At 54.3% G+C, this 22,960-nt stretch carries 20 protein-coding genes and 1 tRNA gene; 15 read left to right on the forward strand and 6 right to left on the reverse strand.

What is annotated here, in order from left to right:
• Window positions 1-152: 152 nt before the first annotated feature.
• The 3 genes from ilvB (at window position 153) to SELR_RS01020 (ending at window position 4,158) form a co-directional block, all read left to right on the forward strand.
• Complete coding sequence (gene ilvB / locus SELR_RS01010) at window positions 153-1,844, forward strand: biosynthetic-type acetolactate synthase large subunit (protein ID WP_041914484.1); 1,692 nt, start codon at window positions 153-155, stop codon at window positions 1,842-1,844.
• Complete coding sequence (gene ilvN, locus SELR_RS01015; RefSeq protein WP_041914485.1) at window positions 1,844-2,344, forward strand: acetolactate synthase small subunit; 501 nt, start codon at window positions 1,844-1,846, stop codon at window positions 2,342-2,344. The genes ilvB and ilvN overlap by 1 nt, the downstream gene beginning before the upstream one ends.
• A gap of 134 nt (window positions 2,345-2,478) precedes the next feature.
• Complete coding sequence (locus SELR_RS01020) at window positions 2,479-4,158, forward strand: carbon starvation CstA family protein (protein WP_014423336.1); 1,680 nt, start codon at window positions 2,479-2,481, stop codon at window positions 4,156-4,158.
• A gap of 538 nt (window positions 4,159-4,696) precedes the next feature.
• On the opposite strand, the gene SELR_RS01025 is transcribed toward SELR_RS01020, so the two are convergent.
• Window positions 4,697-5,167, reverse strand: a complete 471-nt coding sequence (locus tag SELR_RS01025) for a hypothetical protein (protein ID WP_014423337.1) — start codon at window positions 5,165-5,167, stop codon at window positions 4,697-4,699.
• Window positions 5,168-5,325: 158 nt separating this feature from the next.
• Between SELR_RS01025 and SELR_RS01030 the strand changes: the two genes are divergently transcribed.
• The 9 genes from SELR_RS01030 (at window position 5,326) to SELR_RS01070 (ending at window position 15,284) form a co-directional block, all read left to right on the forward strand.
• On the forward strand, window positions 5,326-6,129 hold the full coding sequence (locus tag SELR_RS01030; RefSeq protein ID WP_014423338.1) for a Cof-type HAD-IIB family hydrolase: 804 nt from the start codon (window positions 5,326-5,328) through the stop codon (window positions 6,127-6,129).
• 14 nt (window positions 6,130-6,143) lie between these two features.
• Window positions 6,144-7,076: an RNase adapter RapZ gene (gene rapZ, locus SELR_RS01035; RefSeq protein ID WP_014423339.1), complete on the forward strand. Its 933-nt coding sequence runs from the start codon at window positions 6,144-6,146 to the stop codon at window positions 7,074-7,076.
• Window positions 7,077-7,079: 3 nt separating this feature from the next.
• Window positions 7,080-8,396 (forward strand): gluconeogenesis factor YvcK family protein, encoded by a 1,317-nt coding sequence (locus tag SELR_RS01040; protein ID WP_014423340.1) that lies wholly within the window; start codon window positions 7,080-7,082, stop codon window positions 8,394-8,396.
• A gap of 30 nt (window positions 8,397-8,426) precedes the next feature.
• Window positions 8,427-9,362: a DNA-binding protein WhiA gene (whiA, locus tag SELR_RS01045; protein ID WP_014423341.1), complete on the forward strand. Its 936-nt coding sequence runs from the start codon at window positions 8,427-8,429 to the stop codon at window positions 9,360-9,362.
• 3 nt (window positions 9,363-9,365) lie between these two features.
• The gene (locus SELR_RS01050) at window positions 9,366-10,163 is read left to right on the forward strand and encodes a polysaccharide deacetylase family protein (RefSeq protein ID WP_014423342.1); all 798 of its coding nucleotides are present in this window, start codon (window positions 9,366-9,368) and stop codon (window positions 10,161-10,163) included.
• Window positions 10,164-10,186: 23 nt separating this feature from the next.
• A complete protein-coding gene (locus SELR_RS01055) occupies window positions 10,187-11,476 on the forward strand; it encodes a hypothetical protein (RefSeq protein WP_014423343.1) in 1,290 nt (429 codons plus the stop codon).
• A gap of 71 nt (window positions 11,477-11,547) precedes the next feature.
• Window positions 11,548-13,494, forward strand: coding sequence for a methionine--tRNA ligase (gene metG, locus SELR_RS01060; protein ID WP_014423344.1), 1,947 nt, complete (start codon window positions 11,548-11,550; stop codon window positions 13,492-13,494).
• A 1-nt stretch (window position 13,495) separates the two neighbouring features.
• On the forward strand, window positions 13,496-14,275 hold the full coding sequence (locus SELR_RS01065; RefSeq protein ID WP_014423345.1) for a TatD family hydrolase: 780 nt from the start codon (window positions 13,496-13,498) through the stop codon (window positions 14,273-14,275).
• A gap of 193 nt (window positions 14,276-14,468) precedes the next feature.
• Window positions 14,469-15,284, forward strand: a complete 816-nt coding sequence (locus tag SELR_RS01070) for a G5 and 3D domain-containing protein (protein WP_014423346.1) — start codon at window positions 14,469-14,471, stop codon at window positions 15,282-15,284.
• A 55-nt stretch (window positions 15,285-15,339) separates the two neighbouring features.
• On the opposite strand, the gene SELR_RS01075 is transcribed toward SELR_RS01070, so the two are convergent.
• Together SELR_RS01075 and SELR_RS01080 are read right to left on the reverse strand one after the other, a co-directional pair.
• Window positions 15,340-16,179 carry an HAD family hydrolase gene (locus SELR_RS01075; protein ID WP_014423347.1) on the reverse strand — a complete coding sequence of 280 codons (840 nt, stop codon included), beginning with the start codon at window positions 16,177-16,179 and terminating at the stop codon, window positions 15,340-15,342.
• A gap of 57 nt (window positions 16,180-16,236) precedes the next feature.
• Window positions 16,237-16,310 (reverse strand) — tRNA-Gly (locus SELR_RS01080).
• Window positions 16,311-16,436: 126 nt separating this feature from the next.
• Between SELR_RS01080 and SELR_RS01085 the strand changes: the two genes are divergently transcribed.
• Genes SELR_RS01085 through SELR_RS01095 form a run of 3 tightly spaced genes read left to right on the forward strand, consistent with a single transcriptional unit; the run spans window position 16,437 to window position 19,737 of the window.
• The gene (locus SELR_RS01085; RefSeq protein WP_014423348.1) at window positions 16,437-17,738 is read left to right on the forward strand and encodes an SPFH domain-containing protein; all 1,302 of its coding nucleotides are present in this window, start codon (window positions 16,437-16,439) and stop codon (window positions 17,736-17,738) included.
• Between the two features lie 30 nt (window positions 17,739-17,768).
• Entirely contained in the window at window positions 17,769-18,878 is a 1,110-nt protein-coding gene (locus tag SELR_RS01090) for a TFIIB-type zinc ribbon-containing protein (protein ID WP_014423349.1), read from the forward strand.
• Between the two features lie 16 nt (window positions 18,879-18,894).
• Entirely contained in the window at window positions 18,895-19,737 is an 843-nt protein-coding gene (locus tag SELR_RS01095) for a TPM domain-containing protein (RefSeq protein WP_050992724.1), read from the forward strand.
• Between the two features lie 124 nt (window positions 19,738-19,861).
• On the opposite strand, the gene SELR_RS01100 is transcribed toward SELR_RS01095, so the two are convergent.
• From SELR_RS01100 to panC, 3 genes are all read right to left on the reverse strand, one after another.
• Entirely contained in the window at window positions 19,862-20,878 is a 1,017-nt protein-coding gene (locus tag SELR_RS01100) for a LacI family DNA-binding transcriptional regulator (RefSeq protein WP_014423351.1), read from the reverse strand.
• A gap of 378 nt (window positions 20,879-21,256) precedes the next feature.
• Window positions 21,257-21,640, reverse strand: a complete 384-nt coding sequence (gene panD / locus SELR_RS01105; RefSeq protein ID WP_014423352.1) for an aspartate 1-decarboxylase — start codon at window positions 21,638-21,640, stop codon at window positions 21,257-21,259.
• 18 nt (window positions 21,641-21,658) lie between these two features.
• Window positions 21,659-22,507, reverse strand: coding sequence for a pantoate--beta-alanine ligase (gene panC, locus SELR_RS01110; protein ID WP_014423353.1), 849 nt, complete (start codon window positions 22,505-22,507; stop codon window positions 21,659-21,661).
• Window positions 22,508-22,960 lie beyond the last annotated feature (453 nt).

The raw sequence follows: 22,960 nt of genomic DNA on the forward strand, positions 1-22,960 counted from the left end.
GCAGAATTGCAAGGATTTTTTTATTTTCTTGTCGAAATTAGTTTTGTATTCACATGTTGTAACATTGTATACAAATGGTGTATAATATTACTTGTGAATAACGGTTGATTGTAAACTACCTGAAGCATATAAGGGGAGGGCTTGATTTGATGATGAATGGAGCTCAGGCAGTATTGGAAAGCCTGAAAAAAGAGGGTGTGGACGTAGTGTTCGGCTACCCCGGTGGAGCGGTGCTGACGCTTTACGATGCGGTTTATAAGATGAAATTTCCGCATATTCTGACAAGACATGAGCAGGGGGCTATCCATGCGGCAGACGGTTATGCCCGGGCTACGGGGAAAGTCGGCGTGGTCTTCGCCACCTCCGGCCCCGGTGCTACCAATCTCATCACGGGCATTGCCACGGCCTGCACGGATTCTGTGCCCCTCGTGTGCATCACGGGGCAGGTAGCTAATCCCTATATCGGCAAGGACTCCTTCCAGGAGGCCGATATCTTCGGCATCACCACGCCCATCACCAAACACAACTATCTGGTCAAGGATGTCAAGGAGCTGCCGCGGGTGCTCAAAGAGGCTTTCTTCATCGCCAATACGGGGCGCAAAGGGCCGGTGGTCATCGATGTTGCCAAGGATGTGTTCGATGCGAAAATCGACTATGAATATCCGGAAACGGTCAATCTGCGGGGCTATAGCGGTGTTTATGATGGCAATGACAAGGAGATTGCCGCAGCAGTGGAAGCCGTGCAGAAGGCGGAACGGCCGCTGATTTTCGCCGGCGGCGGCATCGTGAGCTCCAATACGGCGGCGGAGGTGCAGAAGCTGGCCAAGAAGCTGGGCGTGCCGGTGACCTCCACCCTGCTGGGCTTAGGCACTGTGCCTGCGGATACGGAGGGCTTTTTGGGATTTGCCGGCATGCATGGTTCCTATGCCGCCAATATGGCCATCCAGAAATGCGACCTGCTGCTCTGCATCGGCATGCGCTTCAGCGACCGCGTGACGGGGCGTGTGGACGGCTTTGCTCCCAAGGCGAAGATCATCCATTTCGAGCTGGATCGGGCGGAAATCAACAAGAATGTCACGGCAGACCTCAAGGTGCTGGGGGATCTGCGCTGGACACTGCCCCGCTTCAATAAGAAACTTTCCGCGACCAAGGAAAAATTTGCGGAGAAGTTCAAGGGCTGGAAGGACGAAGTCATCAAGATGCATGAAGAACATCCCTTCAGCTATGTGGAAAATGGGGATGTTATCAAGCCCGGTGCTTTGATCAAAAGGATCAGCGAGCTTTCCGACAAGGATACCATTGCGGTGACGGACGTAGGCCAGCATCAGATGTGGGCGGCTCAGTTCTTCGACGTATACAAGCCCCGCCATTTCCTGACCTCCGGCGGTCAGGGCACCATGGGCTATGGCCTGCCCGCTGCCATGGGGGCTAAAGTCGGTGCGCCGGACAGCAAGGTGGTATTGTTCACCGGTGACGGCAGCATCATGATGAACTGTCAGGAATTTGCCACCATTGCCGACAACGATATCGATGTGAAGGTCGTGATCGTCCATAACTGTATTTTGGGCATGGTGGGGCAGTGGCAGCGCCTCTTCTACAACCATCACTATTCCCAGTCGGAGCTCAAGGGCAAGACGGATTTCGTCAAGCTGGCGGAGGCCATGGGGCTCAAGGGCTATCGCCTGACGAAGAAAGAGGAGCTGGATACCGTGCTGCCCAAGATCATGGCAGAGCAGGGCCCGGCCCTTATCGATGTGCTGATTCCGGAGGAAGAAGATGTCCTGCCCATGGTACCGGGCGGCAAGCGGCTTGACCAGATGGTGCTGGGAGGTAGCAAGAAATGATGAAAAAATATTTACTCGCTGTATTAGTTGACAATAAACCCGGTGTTCTCACCCATGTTTCCGGCCTGATCAGCCGCCGGGCCTTCAATATCGAAAGCATTTCCGCCGGTTATACCGAGGAACCGGAAGTCACCCGCATCAATATCGTGGTGTCCGTAGAGTCCAAGAATGAGCTGGATCAGGTGGTAACCCAGCTGGGCAAGCTCATTGACGTCATCAAGATCGTGAACCTGTCGGAAGTGGATTCCATCGAACGGGAGCTGGTGATGATCAAGGTGCGGGCCGACAAGAGCAACCGTGCGGAACTTATCGATATCGTCAATATCTTCCGGGCCAATATCGTCGATGTGAGCCAGGAAAATGTGGTCATTGAGCTGACCGGTCAGCAGAGCAAGATCGACGGCATCATTGAGGTGCTCTCGGAGTATGAGATCATCGAGATTGCCCGTACAGGCTCCATTGCCCTGTCCCGTGGCCCTGTTCCGGTGAAACAGATGTAAAATTTAAAGTTTACAAGTTGACACGTACTTTGCAAAGTGTTATTATGATGGTCAAACAAAAGTCCATCATAATAACACTTTTATTATTTTCGCGGACTTTTGCTATCGGCATTATTTTGAAAGAGGGTTTTAGGATGAATGGTTTAACCTTAGTGGGCTTTGCCATGGTTGCATTCGTGGCGGCCTATTTTTTGTATGGGCGCTGGTTGGTGAAAACTTGGGGCATCGATCCCAAGGCGAAGACGCCGGCTGTGGAGTTTGAGGATGGCGGTGATTTTGCACCGGCTTCCCGGTTCACGGTGTTTGCGCATCAGTTTTCCTCCATCACCGGAGCAGGCCCTGTGACCGGCCCGATCATCGCGGCGATGTTCGGCTGGGCGCCGGCCATGCTCTGGCTGCTGGTGGGCGGCATCTTCTTCGGTGCGGTACAGGATTTCACGGCGCTCTACGCTTCGGTGAAAAATCAGGGCAAGAGCATGGGCATGCTGATTGAGCATTATGTGGGGCGCACGGGGCGCCGCCTGTTCCTGTTGTTCTGCTGGCTCTTCACCTTGTTGGTGCTGGCGGCCTTTGCGGATATCCTGGCCAATACCTTCAACGGCTTCATGAAGGATGGCACGGAGAATGTGCCGGGGGCACAGGCTGCGACGATCTCCATGCTTTATATTGTGGTGGCCATGGGCTTTGGCTTCTTCATCAGCAAGGTGCAGCCTTCCGGTCTGGTGAAGTTCCTGGTGGCTGTGGTGCTGGTTGTGGCCATGTTCGCCGTGGGGATGCAGTTCCCCCTGTATCTGGATGCCCATAGCTGGCGCTATGTGACCTTTGCTTATTGCTTCATCGCTTCGGTTCTGCCCATGTGGCTGCTGATGGAACCCCGGGATTATCTGTCTTCCTTCCTGCTTTTGGGCATGGTTTTCGGCGGTGTGGTTGGCGTGCTGGTGGCCAATCCCGTCATCAATATGCCGGCTTTCGTAGGGTTCACGGTCAAGGGACAGTCCCTGTTCCCGATTCTCTTCATCACCATTGCCTGCGGTGCGGTATCCGGCTTCCATAGCCTGGTTTCCTCCGGTACTTCCTCCAAGGCTATCGCCAATGAGCGCGATATGCTGCCGGTGGGCTATGGTGCTATGCTGGTAGAATCCCTGCTGGGGGTTGTGGCTCTCGTTATCGCCTGTGCGGCGGCTTCCAATGGCACGCTGCCTTCCGGCACGCCGTTCCAGATCTTTGCCGGGGCCATCGGCGGCTTCTTCCAGATGTTCGGCCTGCCCGCTGCCGTTTCGGCCTGTGTGATCACCATGTGTGTGTCGGCTTTGGCCATGACGACAATCGATTCCGTGGCCCGCATCGGCCGCATGTCCCTGCAGGAGCTGGTGGCTCCCAGTGAAGGGGCAGAAGCCGACAGTGTGGCCAAAATCCTGATGGATAAATACGTTTCCACGGCGGTGACGCTGATCCTGGCTTATGCGCTTTGCCTGGCCGGTTATATGAATATCTGGCCGCTGTTCGGTGCTGCCAATCAGCTGTTGTCGGCGCTGGTGCTGATCTCGCTGGCTTTGTTCCTCAAGAGCACGGGGCGCAAGGGCTGGATGCTCTATGTGCCCATGACCTTCATGTTCCTCGTGACCATGAGTGCGTTGGTTATGAGTGTGGTGGGGATTGCTGGTAAGATCGGCAGCGGTGACTTCACCCTGATGGTGGATGGGCTGCAGCTGGTGCTGGCCATCGCCTTGATGACCTTGGCCGTATTGGTGGCTAAGACATGCGGCAGCGAATTGTTCGCCAAGAATAATCAGATTGCTCCGGAGCTTGAATAATTAGTTACCATGGCTTTTGTTCGCGGTACGCCGCCAGTGGCGGTGCTTGCCACGCTGCGCTGAGAAGTTGTGCTAAAACGGCTCTCTTGCCTTTAATTGATCCTGTATAAAAGTCAAAACTCGCTGCGCTCAGACAGTAGACTTTTATACAGGGAATCAAGGTTTGGCAAGAGAGCCGTTTCTTTACGCACAACTTCTACGCTCCGCTTAGGCAAGCACCGCCGCTGGCGCTAGTTGGATGAATCGCAGCTTTTGGGGGCAGGTAATGCCCGCTGATTAGGCCGATGTGAGACAGGCAATGCCTACAGACAAAGGAGGCGGGGCCGGGGGGATTTTGCCCCAGCGGAGCGTAGGGCGGCAGGCGTAAAGAACCGCTTTTTTGCCTACATTGAAATCAGCGGGAAAAGGCTTTTGTTTGAACGAAGTGAGTTTAAGCCGTTCCCGCTGAATCAAGGCAAAAAAGCGGTTTAGCCTGCCGTCTTAGCGCAGTCGGGGCAAGATCCACCCGGCCCCGCCGGACTATCAATAATAGCAGCAGTTATTGGACCTGCCTCTTCCAATACTCCAAATCCGGTGCATTGAGGGGCAGGTCGATGGTCTGTCCGTTGTCGTAGTAGAAGCGGAAGCGGACGGTTTCGGCTTTGCGGATGGCCGGGAGGCTGGCGCGGGGGAGTTCGACGAAGAGTTTGTTTTCGTTCTGCCAGGCGTGGTCGCGGCTGGCGTGAGGAGGTGGTGTCTGCTTGGTGGCGGCTTTCATTTCCCAGGCGTCGCCGTCGGTGTAGAGGATGGCTTCGTTCTTGAGTTTGGCACTGTCATAGCGCCAGTCCCAGATGGTCAGCACGGCGCCTTCCAGCTTGCCTTCGACGGTATGGGAGCTTTGGAAGTCGATGCGGCAATAGGCAGACAGGCTTTCAGCCGTGCGGTGGTCGATATGGTAGGTATAGGACAGGCCGAAGATACCGGTGAGCATCAGCAGGATACCGATGCCGATGAAAAATTTTTTTATCATTATATATTCCCCTTTATGGCTGATTTACGGATTTACATAGACAGTATAACATATTCGAGTTTTTTCTTGCAATTTCAGCGGGATGTGAGAAAATAGAAGGTGTTGAATTGTAGATATTGTAAATATTAATGATAAAAATACCACAAGGGGGCATTTTTATGGCGATAAAATTACTGGCGACGGATCTGGACGGCACGCTCTTGCGGGGCGGCAAGCCGGTTTCGGCGGGCAATATTGCGGCGGCGCAGGCTGCGGCCAAAGCCGGCGTGGTGGTGACCATTGCCACGGGGCGCATGTATCGGGCGGCATTGCCGGTGGCTGAGGCGTTGGGGCTGGATGTGCCCATCATCACCTATAATGGGGCGCTGATCAAATCCACTTCAGGCAAAATTTATTATGAACATTATTTAGATGAAGATATCTGCTGCCGCATTGCGGATTTCTGTGCGGCGCGGAACTGGTATCTGCAGTCCTATAGCGGCGATGAGCTCTATTATTCCGATTACGGTGCCTTCTCCAAGCGCTATGAGATCAGTCAGAAGGTGATCGGTGAAGAGATCGGTTATGACGGGATGAAGGAAAAGGTCAGCAAGATGTACAAGATGCTGATCATCACCTCCGGGGCGGAAGTCACCCAGGAATGGATGGCGGAACTGCAGGCCGAGTTCGGTGACACCATTGCCATGACGCAGTCCGCGCCGGATTTCATCGAAATCATCGCGCCGGGCGTGTCCAAGGCGGCAGGCCTGCAGAAATTGGCGGAACTCCTGGATATTGACATCAGCGAGACCATGGCCATCGGCGATGCCAGAAACGACCTGCCCATGCTCAAGGCGGCAGGGTTCAGCGTGGCCATGGATAACGCTGAGGACGAGATCAAGGCCGTGACCGATGCGGTGACGGGCAATTGCGATGAGGATGGCTGGGCGCAGGCCGTCCATAAATACATTCTCGAACAGTAAGGCAGGTGACTGGAATGGAAGAAACTACGGAAATGGAAAATACCCAGGCCAGGGAAGATAAATTCCGGCTGGTCATCGTCACCGGCATGAGCGGCGGCGGCAAAACCCAGGCCTGCCGTTATATGGAGGATCTGGGCTATTTTGTGGTGGACAATCTGCCACCGGTCTTTATCCCGAAATTCGTGGAACTCTGCAAGCACGCCGGTGACCATGTGGGCAAGGTCGTGCTGGTGGTGGATACCCGCAGCCGGGAATTCTTCGATACCTTTATCCATGTATTGGATGATATGGACAAGGCAGATGTGCCCTATGAGATGCTCTTTATGGATGCTTCCGACTCTTGCATTATCCGGCGTTATAAGGAAACCCGCCGCCGCCATCCCATGGCGCCATCCTCGCGGATTTCCGATGGCATTGCCAAGGAGCGGGAGCGGCTCTCGCCGGCCCGGGCAAAGGCCACTTATATCATCGACACATCGGAACTCAAGAAGGTGGAACTGCGGGATAAGATCCATCGGATTTTCGGCAACAGTGACGGGGAGCAGATGAGCATCAATGTGCTGTCCTTCGGCTTCAAATTCGGCATGCCGCTGGATGCTGACATGGTCTTTGACGTGCGTTTCCTGCCCAATCCCTTCTATATCGAATCCATGCGCCATAAGAGCGGCGCGGTGCCGGAAGTGGCGGAATACATCGCCAAGTGGCCGGTAACCCAGGACTTCGTGGAACATCTGGACGCCATGATGGATTTCCTCGTGCCCCAGTATGTGAAGGAAGGCAAGAGTCAGCTGGTCATTGCTGTGGGCTGCACCGGCGGCATGCACCGCAGCGTATTCATTGCCAAACATATCTTTGACCGGCTCAAGGACAAGGGCCTGCCCGTGAAGCTGGAACACCGGGATCTGATGAAAAACGATGTGTGGGAACACGTGCGTGAGGAGTGCTAAGGAATGCATTTGTTAAAATGGCTCTATCCCGGCATGAAATTCAAGCGCTGGCTCCTGCTCTTTTCCGCAGGGGTTATGCTGGTGAGCCTGGGATTGGCCCTGGTTTTTAACTATAAATACTTAGATGCCATTGAGGAAGCCATCTTTCAGGCTGTTTATCTCTGGAAGGGCACCTATGACTATTCCACCACCACCATCATTGGGATTTTGGTAGTCGTAATGGGCGGTGTGCTGATGCTGGCGGCTACCCGCTATGTCATCCGCTCGGTCATCATGGTGCTGCTGCCGGACAATTCGGAACGGCTGGTGGATATCATCTATGAAAAACGCCGTCTGGGCAAGGGCCCCAATGTGGCAGTGGTGGGCGGCGGCCATGGCCTTTCGGTGCTGCTGCGCGGCATCAAGGCGGCCACCACCAATGTGACGGCGGTGGTGACGGTGGCCGATGACGGCGGCTCTTCCGGGCGATTGCGGGAAGAATTCGGCATCATCCCGCCGGGGGACCTGCGCAACTGCCTGGTGGCCCTGGCTGATACGGAACCCTTGATGGAAAAATTGTTCCAATACCGCTTCAAAGGGGAAACGGAACTGGCCGGCCATAGCTTCGGCAACCTCTTCATCGCGGCGATGAATGAGGTCACGGGAGATATGGAACAGGCCCTGCAGGAATCTTCCAAGGTCCTGGCGGTCAAGGGGCAGGTACTGCCTGCCTCCAAGGATCATGTGCGCCTGGATGCCATCATGGAGGATGGCACCGTGGTGGAAGGGGAATCCCGGATTCCCGAGGTCCATAAAAGGATCAAGCGGGTGCGGCTGTTTCCGGAAAAGGTACAGCCGGTGCAGTCGGCCTTGGATGCTTTGACCAATGCCGATGCCATCATCCTGGGGCCGGGCAGCCTCTATACGAGCATCATGCCCAACCTGCTGGTGGACGGCGTTGCCGATGCCATCCGCAAGAGCAAGGCCATCAAGATCTATATCTGCAATGTCATGAGTCAGCCCGGCGAAACGGACGGCTATACGGCTTCCATGCATGCCAAGGCCATCATCGACCATGGCGGCAAGGGCATCATCGACTACATGCTGGTCAACGATGCTGTGATTTCGCCGGACATGCAGGATTACTATGCTTCCAAGGGGGCTTATCCTGTAGAGGTGGATGAGGATGCCATCAACGCATTGGGTGTGGGCTTCGTCAAGGCGGATATCATCAATGAGAACGAAGTGATCCGCCATGATCCGGACAAGCTCAGCAAGGCTGTGATGAATATGGTTTACCACCTGCAGCCCAGTGCCCTGAAGAAATTTGAAGTCAAGTAAGTTTTTGTCAAGTGAGTAAGGAGGCTGGCGATGCCATCTTTTGCCACTGAGGTGAAAAATGAACTGGCCCGCCTGTATTATGAAGATAGCTGCTGCCGCGGGGCAGAGCTGGCGGCCCTGCTGCGCATGGGGGCAACTCTGACCATTGGCGCAGGCCATACCTTTGGGCTGAATTTCACCTCGAAGAATGCGGCCGTGGCCCGCAAGGTGCTGCAGCTCCTGAAAAGCGAGGGGGAGAACCTGCGGACGGAAATCACCGTGCGCCGCTCCCGGCAGCTCAACAAGAATAACAGCTATACGGTACGGGCCGTGCCGTCCCGGAAGGTCAATGAACTGTTCCAGCGGATCGGCTTCCTCCATGAGGACAGCCTCAATATGGAAAATGACAGAGGCATCCTCAAGAAGCAATGCTGCCGCATCGCTTACCTGCGTGGCGCCTTTCAGGGGGGCGGCAGTGTGAACCGGCCCGAGGCGGCCTATCATCTGGAATTGGTCACCGGCAGCTATGAGCTGGGGAATCTGCTGCATGATTTGCTGCGTCGCATGGGCTTTCCTGCCGGTTTTGTGGACCGGAAGGATGCTTATGTGGTCTATATCAAGGAAGGGGATTCGGTCATTGACTTTTTGGGCATGGTGGAAGCCGATGAAGCCGTGGAAAGCTTCGAAGTGGCCCGCAATGTCAAGGAAGTCCGGGAACAGGTCAACCGGCTGGTCAACTGTGAAACGGCCAATCTCCAGAAGGCCGTGGATGCTGCCGGCCGTCAGCTGGCCGTTATCCGGGAGATGGAAAAAACTGGACGCTTGGCAAAACTGCCCCCCAAGCTGCGGGCGGCGGCCAAGGCCCGGCTGGAGAATCCTGATGCCACCCTGCAGGAGCTGGCGGAAATGCTGGGCATCAGCAAGTCCGGCATGAACCATAGAATGCGGAAGCTAAAAGAATTAGCTGCCCAGGAGGAGAGGAAGTAAAGATTGCGTTACGTTAAATATGGGCTGGGGCTGCTGGCCTTTGTCCTGTTGGTTTTTATTTCCTGGCTGACGCTGACACCGGCGCCCCAGGGAATTTTGGTGCTGGAGTACCATCATATCTGCGATGAGATCGGTGAAGATGGCGCAGCTTATGCCGTGCCGGTGGCTGACTTTGCCCAGCAGCTGGACTATCTGCGGGCGGAAGGCTATACCACCATCTCCATGCAGGATTATATGCGGGCCAAGAAGGGCAAGCAGGAACTGCCGGACAAGCCGGTGATCCTGACCTTTGATGACGGCTATGATGACAATTACACCACTTTGCTGCCCATGCTGGAAGAGCGGGGCATGAAGGGCACGGTCTATATGATCACCAACAGCATTGGCCGCAAGGGATATCTGTCCTGGAACCAGCTGCGGGATATGCAGAACCGTGGTATGGAGATCGGCAGCCATACGGCCAACCATCAGCCCCTGACCACGCTGGACCGGGAGAAGCAGGCTGAGGAAATGAAGCTTTCCAAGCTGCTGATGGAGTGGAATGGCCTCAAGACCATCTTCACCTTCTCTTATCCCAATGGCGCTTATGATGAGGACATGCCGGCCATGCTCAAGGAAAATGAGTATTTGACGGCAGTTACCGGTGATGGGGGGCTGAATACCTTCCAGACCAATCCCTATCTGCTCCAGCGCATCAATATCCCCCGTCCCCATCTGGGGTTGACGGAGTTCAAGCTGCGGATTTTCAAGGCCGAGGCGCTTACCAAGATGGGAATCAAGCAGCATTTGCTCAGTGAATGAATTAGTAAGGAAGATTTGACTTGATGAATGTGAAACGAAAGATCTTAGCTGTTTTGGCGGCAGGCACCCTGTGTTTTCCCCAGATGGCAATGGCGCGTCATGCTGCCACCAGCGGCGCCACTACCGTTGTGCATCTCGACAAGGTGCAGCCTGCGCCAGCCCAGGAGGAGGGAACGCAGACGAATCTCATGCAGCGTATCAGAGGTATCCTGAGTGCCTCTGAAAAAGAGAAAGAAAAGGAACAGGAACAGAAAACGGCAGCCGTCAAGCGGCCGGCAGCGTCTTTGAACCAAAACCTCACCCGCTGGGATATGGTCAGCCGGGATGAAGGGGGCACGCTGCTCTTTTCCGACAGTCCGGAATATGTGACGACCAACGGCATCCTCTATCAGGATTCTGTTCAGGGGGATGCCCGTGTGTTGTTCTATCACCTGAATAACAGCGATGAGCCCAAAAAATTGGCAGTGGTGCTGAAAAACGAGTACAATGGCCGCAATGACGTCATCATCACCCGCAGCGGCAATGGAACCCCCAGCAGTGATTATCTGAAGGTGGGGAAGGCCACGCAGCTGGAGTATTTCCGGGAGGAGAAATCGCAGAAACTTTCCCTGCCCCCCGGGACAGCAAGACTGATTCAGGAAAAAATGAATATGACCATCCTGCAGCCCGGTGAACTCACCTATGGCGTCTTTGATTTCCATGCGGATCACAGCGTGCTGGTGACGGTCCTGATGCTGGACGCCTATGGCGATCCCGTGACGGCAGCCGAAGAACTGCCAGTGCTGCCCAAGGATGAAATGCGTTTGCGTGGTACCTTCAAGGGCATGGATCGGGTGATGTCGGCCAAGAAGATCTATAACCCTGCCGAGGACGGCGGTGTGTATTTCATGCTGGCCGATGACAAGGTGGATAAATACCGCACGGGTATCGATGCCACCGATGGCAGTCAGGTCATTAACTATGGCAACTATGGCATCAACTACCGGTTGGAACTGCCGGTGGATGCCGGCGCGGTCAAGTATTACCTGAGCCCGCTGGGCGGCGTCTATGCCGGGGCCATGCGGAGCTTCAATACGGCCAGGACCTATACCCTGTTCCCCACGCCGGGCAGCCGCACCTATTTCGGCGACCGTACAGAACCCGAGAGCGATGAAGTGCAGGCCAAACGCGAGGCCGGCTCCTGGTATATCGCCCGGAATACGGAGTTGGCCTCTTTAGGCCAGAGCAATGGCCGGGGGGAAACGGTGTTTGAGTTTTCCCCGCCGGGGGCATCCAACCTGCCTGTAGCTATCGTGATGCTGCCCCAGAAATAAATTGTATTCCATAACGAGATAACATACGTCCGAATCATTTGCGGGCGTCAATATAAGGAGGATCATTTTCCATGTCTGAAAAGAAACCATTTTACATCACTACGCCGATTTATTATCCCAGTGCCAAGCTGCATATCGGTCATGCTTACTGCACCACCATTGCGGACTCCATTGCCCGCTTCCATCGCCTGGCCGGGGATGATGTATTCTTCCTGACGGGCTCTGACGAGCACGGTCAGAAAATCCAGCAGAAGGCCGAAGAAGCCGGCATCAAGCCCATCGAATACACGGACAAGATCGTGGCAGGCTTCCAGAATCTCTGGCAGAAGCTCAACATCAGCAACGATGACTTCATCCGCACCACGGAAAAGCGCCATGAAAAAGTGGTGCAGGAGATTTTCCGTCGCATCTATGCCAAGGGCGATATCTATAAAGGGGAATACAAAGGCCTTTACTGCACCCCCTGCGAAAGCTACTGGACGGAACATCAGCTGGACGAGAACGGCTGCTGCCCGGACTGCGGCCGCCCTGTGCAGGAAGTTTCCGAGGAAGCGTACTTCTTCAAGATGAGCAACTATCAGGATCGCATCCTGAACTATATCGAAGAACATCCGGATTTCATCCAGCCGGTTTCCCGCCGCAACGAAATGATCAACTTCATCAAGCAGGGGCTGGAAGATCTCTGCATCTCCCGTACGTCCTTTGACTGGGGCATTCCCGTGCCCATGGATGAGAAGCACGTCATCTACGTTTGGTTCGACGCTCTGACCAACTACCTGACGCCGATTGGCTTCCTGGATGATCCGGAGAAGTTCAACAAATACTGGCCGGCCAATCTGCATCTCGTGGGCAAGGAAATCGTGCGCTTCCATACCATCATCTGGCCCTGCATCCTTATGGCCCTTGATTTGCCGTTGCCGGAAAAGGTCTATGGCCATGGCTGGCTGATCGTGGACGGCGATAAGATGAGCAAGTCCAAGGGCAATGTCATCGATCCCATCGGCCTTATCGACGAATTCGGTGCTGATGCCATCCGCTACTTCCTGCTGCGGGAAATCAACCTGGGACAGGACGGCAATTTTAGCCGCGATGCCCTGATCCAGCGCATCAACAGCGATCTGGCCAACGATCTGGGCAACCTCTTGCACCGCACGTTGAACATGGTAGGCAAGTTCCAGGACGGCGTGCTGATTGCACCCCAGGGCGAAAGTGACATCGACAAGAGCCTCAAGGCTGATGCCGCTGAAACGGTTTCCTACTTTGCCGAGAATATGGAAAAGATGGAACTTTCCCTGTCCATCAAGAAGGTCTGGGCCTTCATCAGCCGCGCCAACAAATATATCGACGAAACGGCTCCCTGGGCTTTGGCCAAGGACGAGACGAAGAAGCAGGAACTGGCCAATGTCATGTACAACCTGGCTGAATCCCTGCGCCAGATCAGCGTGCTGATCAGCCCGTTCATGCCCATTACAGCAGAACGCATCTGGCAGCAGCTGAATCTGCCCGGCAAATTCGCCGATGTGCAGCTTGACGATATCAAGACCTGGGGCGGCATTGCCGGCGGCCATAAGGTAGGCACGCCGGAACAGCTCTTCCCCCGCATCGAAGTGGAGAAGGAAGAAACTCCAGCCAAGGCTGCTAAACCTGCCAAGGAAAAGAAAAACAAGCAGGAAAAACAGGAAAAGGCCGCTGAGGAAAACGCCGAAGTCAGCATTGACGACTTTGCCAAGATCCATCTGCGGGTGGTCAAGGTGCTCTCCGCTGAACCTGTGCCCAAGACGGAAAAACTGCTGAAACTCACCGTGGATCTGGGGGACGAGCAGCGCGAGATCGTCTCCGGTATCGCCAAGCATTATGAACCGGCTGATCTCGTTGGCAAGAATGTGGTCATGGTCATCAACCTGAAACCCGCCAAGATCCGTGGCATTGTTTCCCATGGCATGGTGCTGGCTGCTTCCAACGGCGATGACCTGCAGGTGCTGTCGGTGGATATGCCGGTAGGCTCCACGGTACGCTGAGATGGCACAGTTTGAACTGGTTGATACCCATACCCATCTCAATGACGGGAAATTCGCAGGTAGCGAGGCAGAAGTGATCCAGCGGGCCAGAGAAGCCGGGGTGACGCGGCTGATCAATATGGGGGATACCATGAAATCTTCGGCCAAGGCCGTGGAACTGGCCGCCCAATATGAAGGCGTCTATGCCGGTGTGGGCATTCATCCCGAAGAGATCTATGAAATCACATCAGCGGAGGATGACCAGCTGGCGGCCTGGACCCAGGAAAAACGGGTGGTGGCCATTGGTGAGATTGGTCTGGATTATTACTGGGAAAAGGATGAGGCGAAACGGGAACTCCAGCGCCGGATGTTCATCCATCAGCTGGATCTGGCCCGGCAGCTGCACCTGCCCGTCTGCATCCATGACCGGGAGGCCCATGGAGATACACTGGCTATCCTCAAAAAAGAGGGAAAAGGCTTGCGGGGCGTATTGCATTGCTTCTCAGGCAGCTGGGAAATGGCCCAGGAAATCTACAAAATGGGCTGGTTTATCGGCGTGGATGGCCCTCTGACTTACAAGAACGCAGCCAAGCTCCCCGAGATTGTGGAAAAATTTCCTTTGGAACGCATTTTGGTGGAAACAGATGCCCCATATCTGGCCCCTGTACCCATGCGCGGCAAGCAGAATGAACCGGCTTTCGTCACCTATGTGGCGGAGAAAGTAGCCGAAATAAGGGGGATTTCCATGGAAATGGTGGCTAAACAAACCTCAATCAATGCTGAGGAATTATACGGCATCTGAACCCTGAAAATGGCTGTTTTTGGGCAAAAGTGGTGGACAAACACTGAAAAGTGGCGTCCGCCGCTTTTTTATTCCCATTTTTCATGTGTTTTTCAGCAAAATGTGGGAGAATAGTAGTATGGAATTTGACAAGGTTCTAAATTCCATGCTATACTACGCAAAGTTCTTCACCAAAGTTACAAGGGGGCTTTCAATGAGTATAAAAAAGATCTTCCGCATTAATCATAAAGAAAAAAAAGTCATGCTGTGCCTGATGCTCGCAGCTATGATGATGATGACAACGGGTTTTACCAAGACCACGTTGCCGGATGGTTGGCATCAAGTGACCATTGTGGCCGATGGCAAGACAATTACGACCACTACGAATCATACGAACCCCGCCTTTATCTTAGGCAAAAATGGTGTGAAACTTAGCGCCAATGACGAATACCATCTGGAAAAGGATGGCAAGAACACGAAAATCACCGTTTACCGCGCGGTCCCGGTAACGGTATCGTACAACGGTCAGACGAAATCCGTCATGACCAGCAAGCAGACCGTAGGCGACGCCCTGATCGAGTTGGGCTACAATCTGGAGGATGTGGAGGCATCCCAGGGACTGGATAAGAAAATTCAGGCGAACATGGACATAGTATTAACTGACAGTGCCAAAAAGCAAGCGGCATTGCAGCGTATGCGTGAAGAACAAATGCGTCCGAGAGTGCAGACGGAGATGGGCATGATGGCCTACTCTGCCGCCTACACCATGGAAGCGACGGCGTACCTTCCCACCGATGGCAGCGGCACGGGCATGACTGCTATGGGCATTCCCGCCCAGCGTGGTGTGGTAGCCGTAGATCCCAGAGTCATTCCATTGGGTTCCCGGGTTTACATTCCTGGCTATGGCGTGGCAATCGCTGCCGATACCGGTGGCGCCATCCGCGGCCAGAAGGTGGACCTGTGCATGGAAACCTATGGCGAATGCATGAACTTCGGCAGAAGAAGCATCGAAGTCTACGTGCTGGCGTAAAAAGAAGGCTATGAAAGCGAACAAGTGCTTTCATAGCCTTTTTTCATGGAAAAAATCATATTAGCTGCAGGCGCTGGAAGGCGTGATAGATACCGTCTTCAGCTACAGCATCCGTGATGAGATCAGCCGCAGCCTTTGCTTCGTCACCGCCATTGCCCATGCAGACGCTCCGGGCGCAGTAGGCGAACATGGGGATGTCGATCTTGGCATCGCCGAAGGCAATTGTATCGGCCTTATCCGCGCCGATATGCTTCAGCAATACATCGATGGCATGGTCCTTGCTGACACCGGCAGGGCCGATATCACCAAACAGGGCCTTTTCCCCCGCACCGCCCCAGGTGCCGAGTTTCAGATGGGCAAATTCCTGCTTCGCAGCTAAGAAGTCCTGATAGCTCTTGAGGATGAAGCTGATCTTGTTCAGATCGTCGCGATAAAGCTCGCCGCCGAAAATCATTTCCGGGAAGCAGTCCCGCACTGTGAGATGGCGGGCGTTTTCCTGTCCTTTGCGGTAGGCGTATTCCTGCATCAAGGGTTCCCCGGCGGTTTCGAAGTTCTCACTGGCAAAGAGACCGTTGTTGCTCTCGAGGAAGAACTCCAGCCCGCGTTCATGCAGCCAGTCCACGATATGATGGCTGTCGGCGGCGCTCAGGACCTGATGCATGATGGCCTGGCCATTATCCTCCACATAACTGCCATTGCCGCCAATCATGCCATCGAGCCCGATATCCCAGATATGCTGATAAACCTCCGCTCGGCTGCGCCCTGTGGAGATATAGACGCGATGCCCGTTCTGCCGCGCCTGCCGGATAGCCTCCACCGCCGATTCCGGCAGGACATTGTCATAATCCACTAAAGTCCCGTCTACATCGAGAAAAATGATTTTCTTATTGCTCATAAATACGCCTCCTTATAGCAAAAAAGGAGTTGCTTTCGCAACTCCTGTAAGATCATATGGAGCGGGCAATGGGAGTCGAACCCACCTCTAAAGCTTGGGAAGCTTTCATTCTACCGATGAACTATGCCCGCAACGACTTTTTTAGTATAGCATTTTTATTTTTTCATTGCAAGGGGGAATTTGGAACGGGAGGCACGAAATTACATAGTTTATAGAGCTAGTTAGAGAGGGAATTACGTTTACAGGAGGTTTTGATTATGGGACTTTTACAAGCAGGCATTGGCGCTGTAGGCGGCGTGCTGGGGGATCAGTGGAAGGAGTATATCTATTGTGACAGTCTGCCGCCGGATGTTTTGATGGCCAAGGGGCACAAGAAGACGGGCTCCGGTTCATCAAACAAGGGGGATGACAACATCATTTCCCAGGGCTCGCGAGTGGCAGTCAATAATGGCCAGTGCCTGATCATTGTGGAAAATGGTGAGGTTGTGGATATCTGCGCTGAGCCGGGTGAATATACCTATGACCGGGCAACAGAACCGTCACTCTTTGCCGGCGACCTGTCCAGTACGATTCCCAAGGTCTTTGCAGAAATCGGGCGGCGTTTCTCCTTTGGCGGGGATACGGGGCGCGATCAGCGTGTCTATTATGTGAATACCAAGGAAATCTATGGCAACAAGTTCGGCACGCCTTCGCCGATTGCATTCAAGGTGCGGGATGATACGCTGAACTATGAGCAGACTATCCAGATTCGCTGCTTCGGTGAGTACAGCTACCGGATTACCAATCCCATCCTGTTCTATACCAATATTGCCAGCAATGTCAGTGATACCTTCAGCCGTGAGGAGATTGACAGTCAGCTCAAATCTGAACTCATGATGGCCCTGAAACCGGCCATGGCAAAGATTTCCGCCATGCGGGTGGGCTACGATGAACTGGAAGCCCATTCGGCGGATATTGCCGATGCCCTGAACGACAGCCTCAGCCAGAAATGGGGCAACCTGCGCGGCATTGAGGTCGTTTCGGTGGCGGTGGCCAGCGTAAGCCTCACCGATGAAAGCCAGGCCGTGCTGGAAAAACTGCAGAAGATGCAGGAAGCGGCGGTCCTCGGACGCGATCCATCGTTGATGGCCGGTTTCTATGGGGCAGCCCAGGCTGATGCCCTGCGGGATGCGGCCAAAAACGAGGGCGGCGCCGCTGTTGGCTTTATGGGCATGAATATGGCCGGCCAGGCCGGCGGTGTCAATGTGGGGGATTTGATGGCCCAGGGGCAGGCGCAAAGAGCAGCGCAGGCCGCACAGGCACGGCCTGCGGCTCCGGCGGCAGGTGCCGCAGGGGGATGGACCTGTGCCTGTGGCAAGGCCGGCAATACGGGCAAGTTCTGCTCGGAATGCGGTGCGGCCAAACCGGATGATGGCTGGACCTGTGAATGCGGGGCCAAGAATACGGGCAAATTCTGTTCCGAATGCGGCAAGCCACGTCCTGCCGGAGACTGGGTCTGCAGCTGCGGAGCGAAGAACAGCGGCAAGTTCTGTGCCGAATGCGGCAAGCCCCGTCCATGATGGCAGAGCTGAACCAAGGGAGGTGGAAATATGGCCAGTAATTCTGTGGCCTATAAATGCCCCAATTGCAGCGCACCGCTGGACTTCAAGCCCGGTACCCAGAAGATAACCTGTGATTATTGCGGTACGGAGTTGGATGCGGCTGCCATTGAGGAGCTTTTTCGAGCCAAGGAGGATATGGCCGCCCAGGCTGCGGAAAAGCAGGACAAGAAGTGGGATACGGCGGTGGCCGGCGGCGACTGGACTGCCGAGGAAGCGGCGGCCTTCAAGACCTTTGTCTGCGAATCCTGCGGGGCGGAAATCGTGGCCGACGGCAATACCATGGCCACTGAGTGCTGCTATTGCGGCCATGCGGTGATGATTCCCCAGCGCTTTGATGGCATGCTCAAGCCTGACTACATCATCCCCTTCAAGAAGACCAAGGAGGAGGCCAAGGCGGCGCTCAGGAAATTCTACGATGGCAAATGGCTGTTGCCGAGTCTGTTCAAGACGCAGAATCGTATTGAAGCCATTCAGGCCATGTATGTGCCCTTCTGGCTTTTTGATTCCGAGGTGGAGGCCTTTGCCGAGTTCAAGGCGGAGAAACATGAGGTTCATGAGACCAGCGATGAAACGGTGACGACAACCTTCCATTACAAATGCCTGCGCCAGGGGAGCATGGCCTTTGCCCGGATTCCTGTGGACGGCAGCGAGAAGATGGACGACACCTATATGGAGAGCATTGAGCCCTTTGATTACAGTGAGATGGTGCCTTTCAGCAATGCCTATATGACGGGCTTTCTGGCGGATAAGTACGACGTGGATGCGGAGACCTCCGTGCCCCGGGCAGACAAGCGGGTGCAGCAGAGCGCCCTTGACGTGCTGACGGACACGGTGCAGGGCTTTGATACCTATAGCTGCGAGTCCTCCGAGGTGAAGAAACAGTCCGGGGCGGTGGTCTATGCCATGGCGCCGGTGTGGATTGTGACCACTCGCTATGAGGGCAAGCCCTATACCTTCATGATGAACGGCCAGACGGGGAAAGTGGTGGGAAGCCTGCCCTATGACCAGACGAAATCCCTGCTTTTTGCTGCTTTGGCCTTCGTCATAACCCTGCCCATCGTATACTATGTGACGAAATTCCTGTTGAATCTGATCTGAGCCGGGAGGTATGATGATGAAAAAAATAATTATGCGCCTGGCTTTGGTTTTGGTATGTATGGCCGTAGCCTGGGGAGCGGTGCTGCCGGCAGGCAGTGAGGCCGCAGACCAGCCCCGGGTGGAGAAGAAAGCGGCGGCCAATGGGCCGGCATCGGTGGAATTGGGGGCGCCGGTGGTGGACAAGGCCTCAATTTTAACCAAGGCCCAAGTGGAAAAGCTCACCGAGAAAATCAAGGCCGTGGAGGAGAAACATCAGGTCAGGATCGGTATCTACACCCTGAAAAACCTGCCCAGCGGCATGAAGGCCGGCAAGCTGGCCAATAATGTACTGGATGAACATTATGCAGGCGGCCAAAATGGCAGCATCGTTTTCCTGATTGCCATGGGCAGCCGGGACTGGTACATCTCCACGGACAACACCATGCGGCAACGCATTGTGGACGGCGTCGGGATAGATGGGCTGAAAGATATGTTCCTGGAGGATCTGTCCGATGGCAACTATGCGGAAAGCTTCGGGGCCTTTGTGGACGGGGTGGACAAGTATCTGACCTACTACGAGGAAACGGGAGAACCTTACGATCCCGCCAATGAGTTCAGCTATACGGCGGCTGCTGTGGCCGTGCTATTGGCTCTCTTTGCCGCCTGGGCCTTCCGGGGTGGACTCATCAGCAGCATGAGCAATGTGAACCCCGCGTCAGAAGCCAGCGCCTACCTGACTCAGGGCAGCTTCCACCTCAGCCGGAATCAGGATACCTTCCTCTATACCACCGTAACCCGGGTGGCCAAGTCCAAGAATGATGACAGCAGCTCATCTTCCTGCAGCGACAGTAGCCACGGCGGAGGCGGCGGCAAATTTTAAAATCGTATAGTCAGAAAAAAGCACAACTTAAAAAGCCCGGGGGCACTATTTCTGGAGCGTTTGGCGCGTAAGCGTCTCAGCGGAAGAAATAGTGCCCCCGGGCTTTGCTCATAGTATCGCACTACTAATCGGCTACGTTTTCGAGAATCCGGATCTCATTGCGCATGATATAGGCACTCTGTTCCGGCAGGCTGCCGTTCACCAGATAGTCAAACATCACCTGCATGGCGCGGCGCCCCTGCTGGTGGGGATGCTGGTAGAGGGCAGCTTTGATCAGGCCTTTCTGCATCATATCGATGGTGCTGGGGATGGTGTCGAAGGCCACGATGGTGATATCCTTCCGATTGGCGGCCTGAATGGCCCGGGCAGTGCCGTAGCCGCCGGAGGAGACGACGAATAGGGCATTGATTTCCGGATGATCATCGATAAGCCTGCGGGCGGCCTCATAGGCCTGCATATCGTCATCGGCGGTTTCTTCTACCCCCAGCAGGGTGAAGTCATATCCTTCCATAACCTCCTGAAAGCCGACAAGGCGCTGCTGATGTCCCAGCATATTGCGGGAGCCCAGGAGTACGCCCGCTTTGAGGGGGGCGGGGCAGATCATCTTCATCAGGGCACCGGCGGTACGGCCGCCCTGAAGATAGTCGCTGCCCACATAACAATGGCGGCGGCTGGCTTCTACATCGTTGTTCAGTGTCACCACGAAGAGACCGTCCGCTGCACATTCATTGATTTTATCGATAACTTGCTGGTCATTGACGGGATTGATGATGAGGCCGCGGCATTGGGTTTTCAGTTCATCAATGATGCGGCATTGTTCCGCCGCGTCGAAGCCCTTCATGCTGCGCCAGATAACCTCGAGGCCATAGGAGGCATAGCGGTCGGCGGCATGGTGCATGGTGGTGAGCACGTCGTCAAAGAACTGTACGCCTTCGGAGGCAATCAGCACGCCCAGTACAGGATGTTTCTTGCGGGCGGCCAGGGCCTGGCCGGCGGGATTGGGGTGGTAGTTGAGCTTTTTGGCCATCTCTACGATGAGTTTTTCCTTTTCGGGCTTCACATTGCCCCGCTTGTTGAGCACCCGGTCCACTGTGCCCCGGGACACACCGCAGAGTTCAGCAATCTGCTTTATCGTAACCATAGGGGATACCTTCCTTTATCTCGTAATTATTCTCTAGTATAGTATATTCGCAAAGGAAGGGCAAATTCCTTTCGTGCTCGGGCAAAATGTTATAAGTCTTTTATAATACATATATTGCGCTATAATGAAAATATCTTCTCGTGAGAGGAGGTGAAGTTCTATGATCTCCCAGGAGTTCATTCGGTATGTACTCTGCCCGCTGGTTGTGGGAATCCTGCTTGAGTTATTCAAGTGTTGGTTGAACCACTAAAAGTGTAAAGGGTACAAAAATCCCCCCACAACCGCCATTGTGGGGGGATTTTCTAGTTCTATGTCTCCCGATACGTCCATTATAGCATTATGTGTTGGGGAATGCTATATTATTTATTGCTTAATAATTTAGTTGGTTTGCCCGTGATATTCTACGGTGCGTACTTCTCGGACTTTGTTCTGCTCGTCTACCATTACGACTTTTGGCTTATGGGCGCGGCCTTCTTCTTCGGTGAAGAGGGCGTAGGCCATGATGATGACGATATCGCCGGGCTGGGCCAGGCGAGCGGCGGCGCCGTTGAGGCAGATGACGCCGGACCCACGGGGGCCGGGGATGGTGTAGGTTTCCAGGCGGGCGCCGTTATTGTTGTCCACGACCTGCACGCGCTCGTTGGGCAGGATGCCAGCCTTTTCCATGAGCTCCTCATCGATGGTGATGCTGCCCATGTAAGCAAGATTTGCTTCGGTAACGGTGGCGCAGTGGATTTTTCCTTTGAGCATGTTCAAGAGCATTGTTGATATTTCCTTTCCTTAGGCAGAGAGAATCACATTGTCGATCAGGCGGGTCTTGCCGATTTTCACGGCAATGGCCAGCAGTGTGTCTTCGCTTACTTCCGTCAGCGGTTTGAGGGAAGGATAGGCGTAGGCCTTGACATAGTCGATACTGGCCATGGGTTCCTTATGCAATTCTTCGGTGACGATATTTTCCAGCGCCGAGATCTTTCGCTCGCCTGCGGCATAGGCATGTTTGGCAACCTTCAGGCTGCGGGAGAGTACCAGGGCGGCTTCCTTTTCTGCCGGGGAAAGGTATACATTGCGGGAGCTGCGGGCAAGGCCGGATTCCTCCCGGGCAATGGGGACCATATTGATATGCACGTTGATATTGAGGTCTTCTACGAAACGGCGGATAACCGTCACCTGCTGGGCGTCCTTCTGGCCGAAGAAGGCTTCGTCAGCCCGGGAAAGGTTGATGAGCTTGGTGACTACCGTAGCCACGCCGCGGAAATGGCCGGGGCGCTGGGCGCCGCAGAGTTTATGGGTGATATCCCCTTCCACAGTGACATAGGTGCAGTAGCCTTCGGGATACATCTCGGCAGGCTCCGGATGGAAGACGGCGTCAATGCCTACGGATTCCAGTTTCGTGCAGTCAGCTGCGAACTGGCGGGGGTAAGCATCATAGTCCTCGTTGGGGCCAAACTGGGTGGGGTTAACGAACACCGAGGCGATGACGATATCGCATTTGGCGCGGGCAGCCCGCATCAGCGTCAGATGGCCCTCGTGCAGGGCGCCCATGGTGGGCACGAGACCGATGGTCTTGCCCTGGGCCTTCTGCTGGGCGGCATAATCCTTGATTTCCTGAACAGTACGTAATATTAACATGTAAAAACCTCCTAAAGTATGACTCGAATCGATGTCATCTTTACCATATTTGTCACAAGCCCTATTCTAACACAATAAAAGTTAACTGGCAAAAAAAGATGATTTCTGTTGGAGTTTTGTTTTCGCCCTGTAAACATGCATGAGGATTAAAGAAAGAAAATTGGCAATTGAATATCAGGCAACGGGCATATGCCTGAGGCTTATGGTATAGCTCTTATAATTTTTTTATATAGATAATATTTTTTTATTGGGATAAAAGTCCTAAAATAGATGAGAATAACAACGGTCATGATGCAGCTGAGGGCTGATTGTGGGGGGGATTCTAAAAAATTTATAATTTCTGTAGGTTGAGTATGCAGATGGAATTTTGTTTGCAAAATAGAGTTTGTAATTGCTTTTGCGCGGCATAGTCTATTCTATGGAATTGTTTTCATGTGCTTATATGTGCCTGGT

This window comes from Selenomonas ruminantium subsp. lactilytica TAM6421, assembly GCF_000284095.1.
GTDB classification, from domain to species: Bacteria; Bacillota; Negativicutes; order Selenomonadales; family Selenomonadaceae; genus Selenomonas_A; species Selenomonas_A lactilytica.

Excerpts from the sequence above, each read along its gene's own strand:
- ilvB (WP_041914484.1), top strand. The coding sequence starts at position 153 with ATGAATGGAGCTCAGGCAGTATTGGAAAGCCTGAAAAAAGAGGGTGTG.
- ilvN (WP_041914485.1), top strand. The coding sequence starts at position 1,844 with ATGAAAAAATATTTACTCGCTGTATTAGTTGACAATAAACCCGGTGTT.
- SELR_RS01020 (WP_014423336.1), top strand. The coding sequence starts at position 2,479 with ATGAATGGTTTAACCTTAGTGGGCTTTGCCATGGTTGCATTCGTGGCG.
- SELR_RS01025 (WP_014423337.1), bottom strand. The coding sequence starts at position 5,167 with ATGATAAAAAAATTTTTCATCGGCATCGGTATCCTGCTGATGCTCACC.
- SELR_RS01030 (WP_014423338.1), top strand. The coding sequence starts at position 5,326 with ATGGCGATAAAATTACTGGCGACGGATCTGGACGGCACGCTCTTGCGG.
- rapZ (WP_014423339.1), top strand. The coding sequence starts at position 6,144 with ATGGAAGAAACTACGGAAATGGAAAATACCCAGGCCAGGGAAGATAAA.
- SELR_RS01040 (WP_014423340.1), top strand. The coding sequence starts at position 7,080 with ATGCATTTGTTAAAATGGCTCTATCCCGGCATGAAATTCAAGCGCTGG.
- whiA (WP_014423341.1), top strand. The coding sequence starts at position 8,427 with ATGCCATCTTTTGCCACTGAGGTGAAAAATGAACTGGCCCGCCTGTAT.
- SELR_RS01055 (WP_014423343.1), top strand. The coding sequence starts at position 10,187 with ATGAATGTGAAACGAAAGATCTTAGCTGTTTTGGCGGCAGGCACCCTG.
- metG (WP_014423344.1), top strand. The coding sequence starts at position 11,548 with ATGTCTGAAAAGAAACCATTTTACATCACTACGCCGATTTATTATCCC.
- SELR_RS01065 (WP_014423345.1), top strand. The coding sequence starts at position 13,496 with ATGGCACAGTTTGAACTGGTTGATACCCATACCCATCTCAATGACGGG.
- SELR_RS01070 (WP_014423346.1), top strand. The coding sequence starts at position 14,469 with ATGAGTATAAAAAAGATCTTCCGCATTAATCATAAAGAAAAAAAAGTC.
- SELR_RS01075 (WP_014423347.1), bottom strand. The coding sequence starts at position 16,179 with ATGAGCAATAAGAAAATCATTTTTCTCGATGTAGACGGGACTTTAGTG.
- SELR_RS01085 (WP_014423348.1), top strand. The coding sequence starts at position 16,437 with ATGGGACTTTTACAAGCAGGCATTGGCGCTGTAGGCGGCGTGCTGGGG.
- SELR_RS01090 (WP_014423349.1), top strand. The coding sequence starts at position 17,769 with ATGGCCAGTAATTCTGTGGCCTATAAATGCCCCAATTGCAGCGCACCG.
- SELR_RS01095 (WP_050992724.1), top strand. The coding sequence starts at position 18,895 with ATGAAAAAAATAATTATGCGCCTGGCTTTGGTTTTGGTATGTATGGCC.
- SELR_RS01100 (WP_014423351.1), bottom strand. The coding sequence starts at position 20,878 with ATGGTTACGATAAAGCAGATTGCTGAACTCTGCGGTGTGTCCCGGGGC.
- panD (WP_014423352.1), bottom strand. The coding sequence starts at position 21,640 with ATGCTCTTGAACATGCTCAAAGGAAAAATCCACTGCGCCACCGTTACC.
- panC (WP_014423353.1), bottom strand. The coding sequence starts at position 22,507 with ATGTTAATATTACGTACTGTTCAGGAAATCAAGGATTATGCCGCCCAG.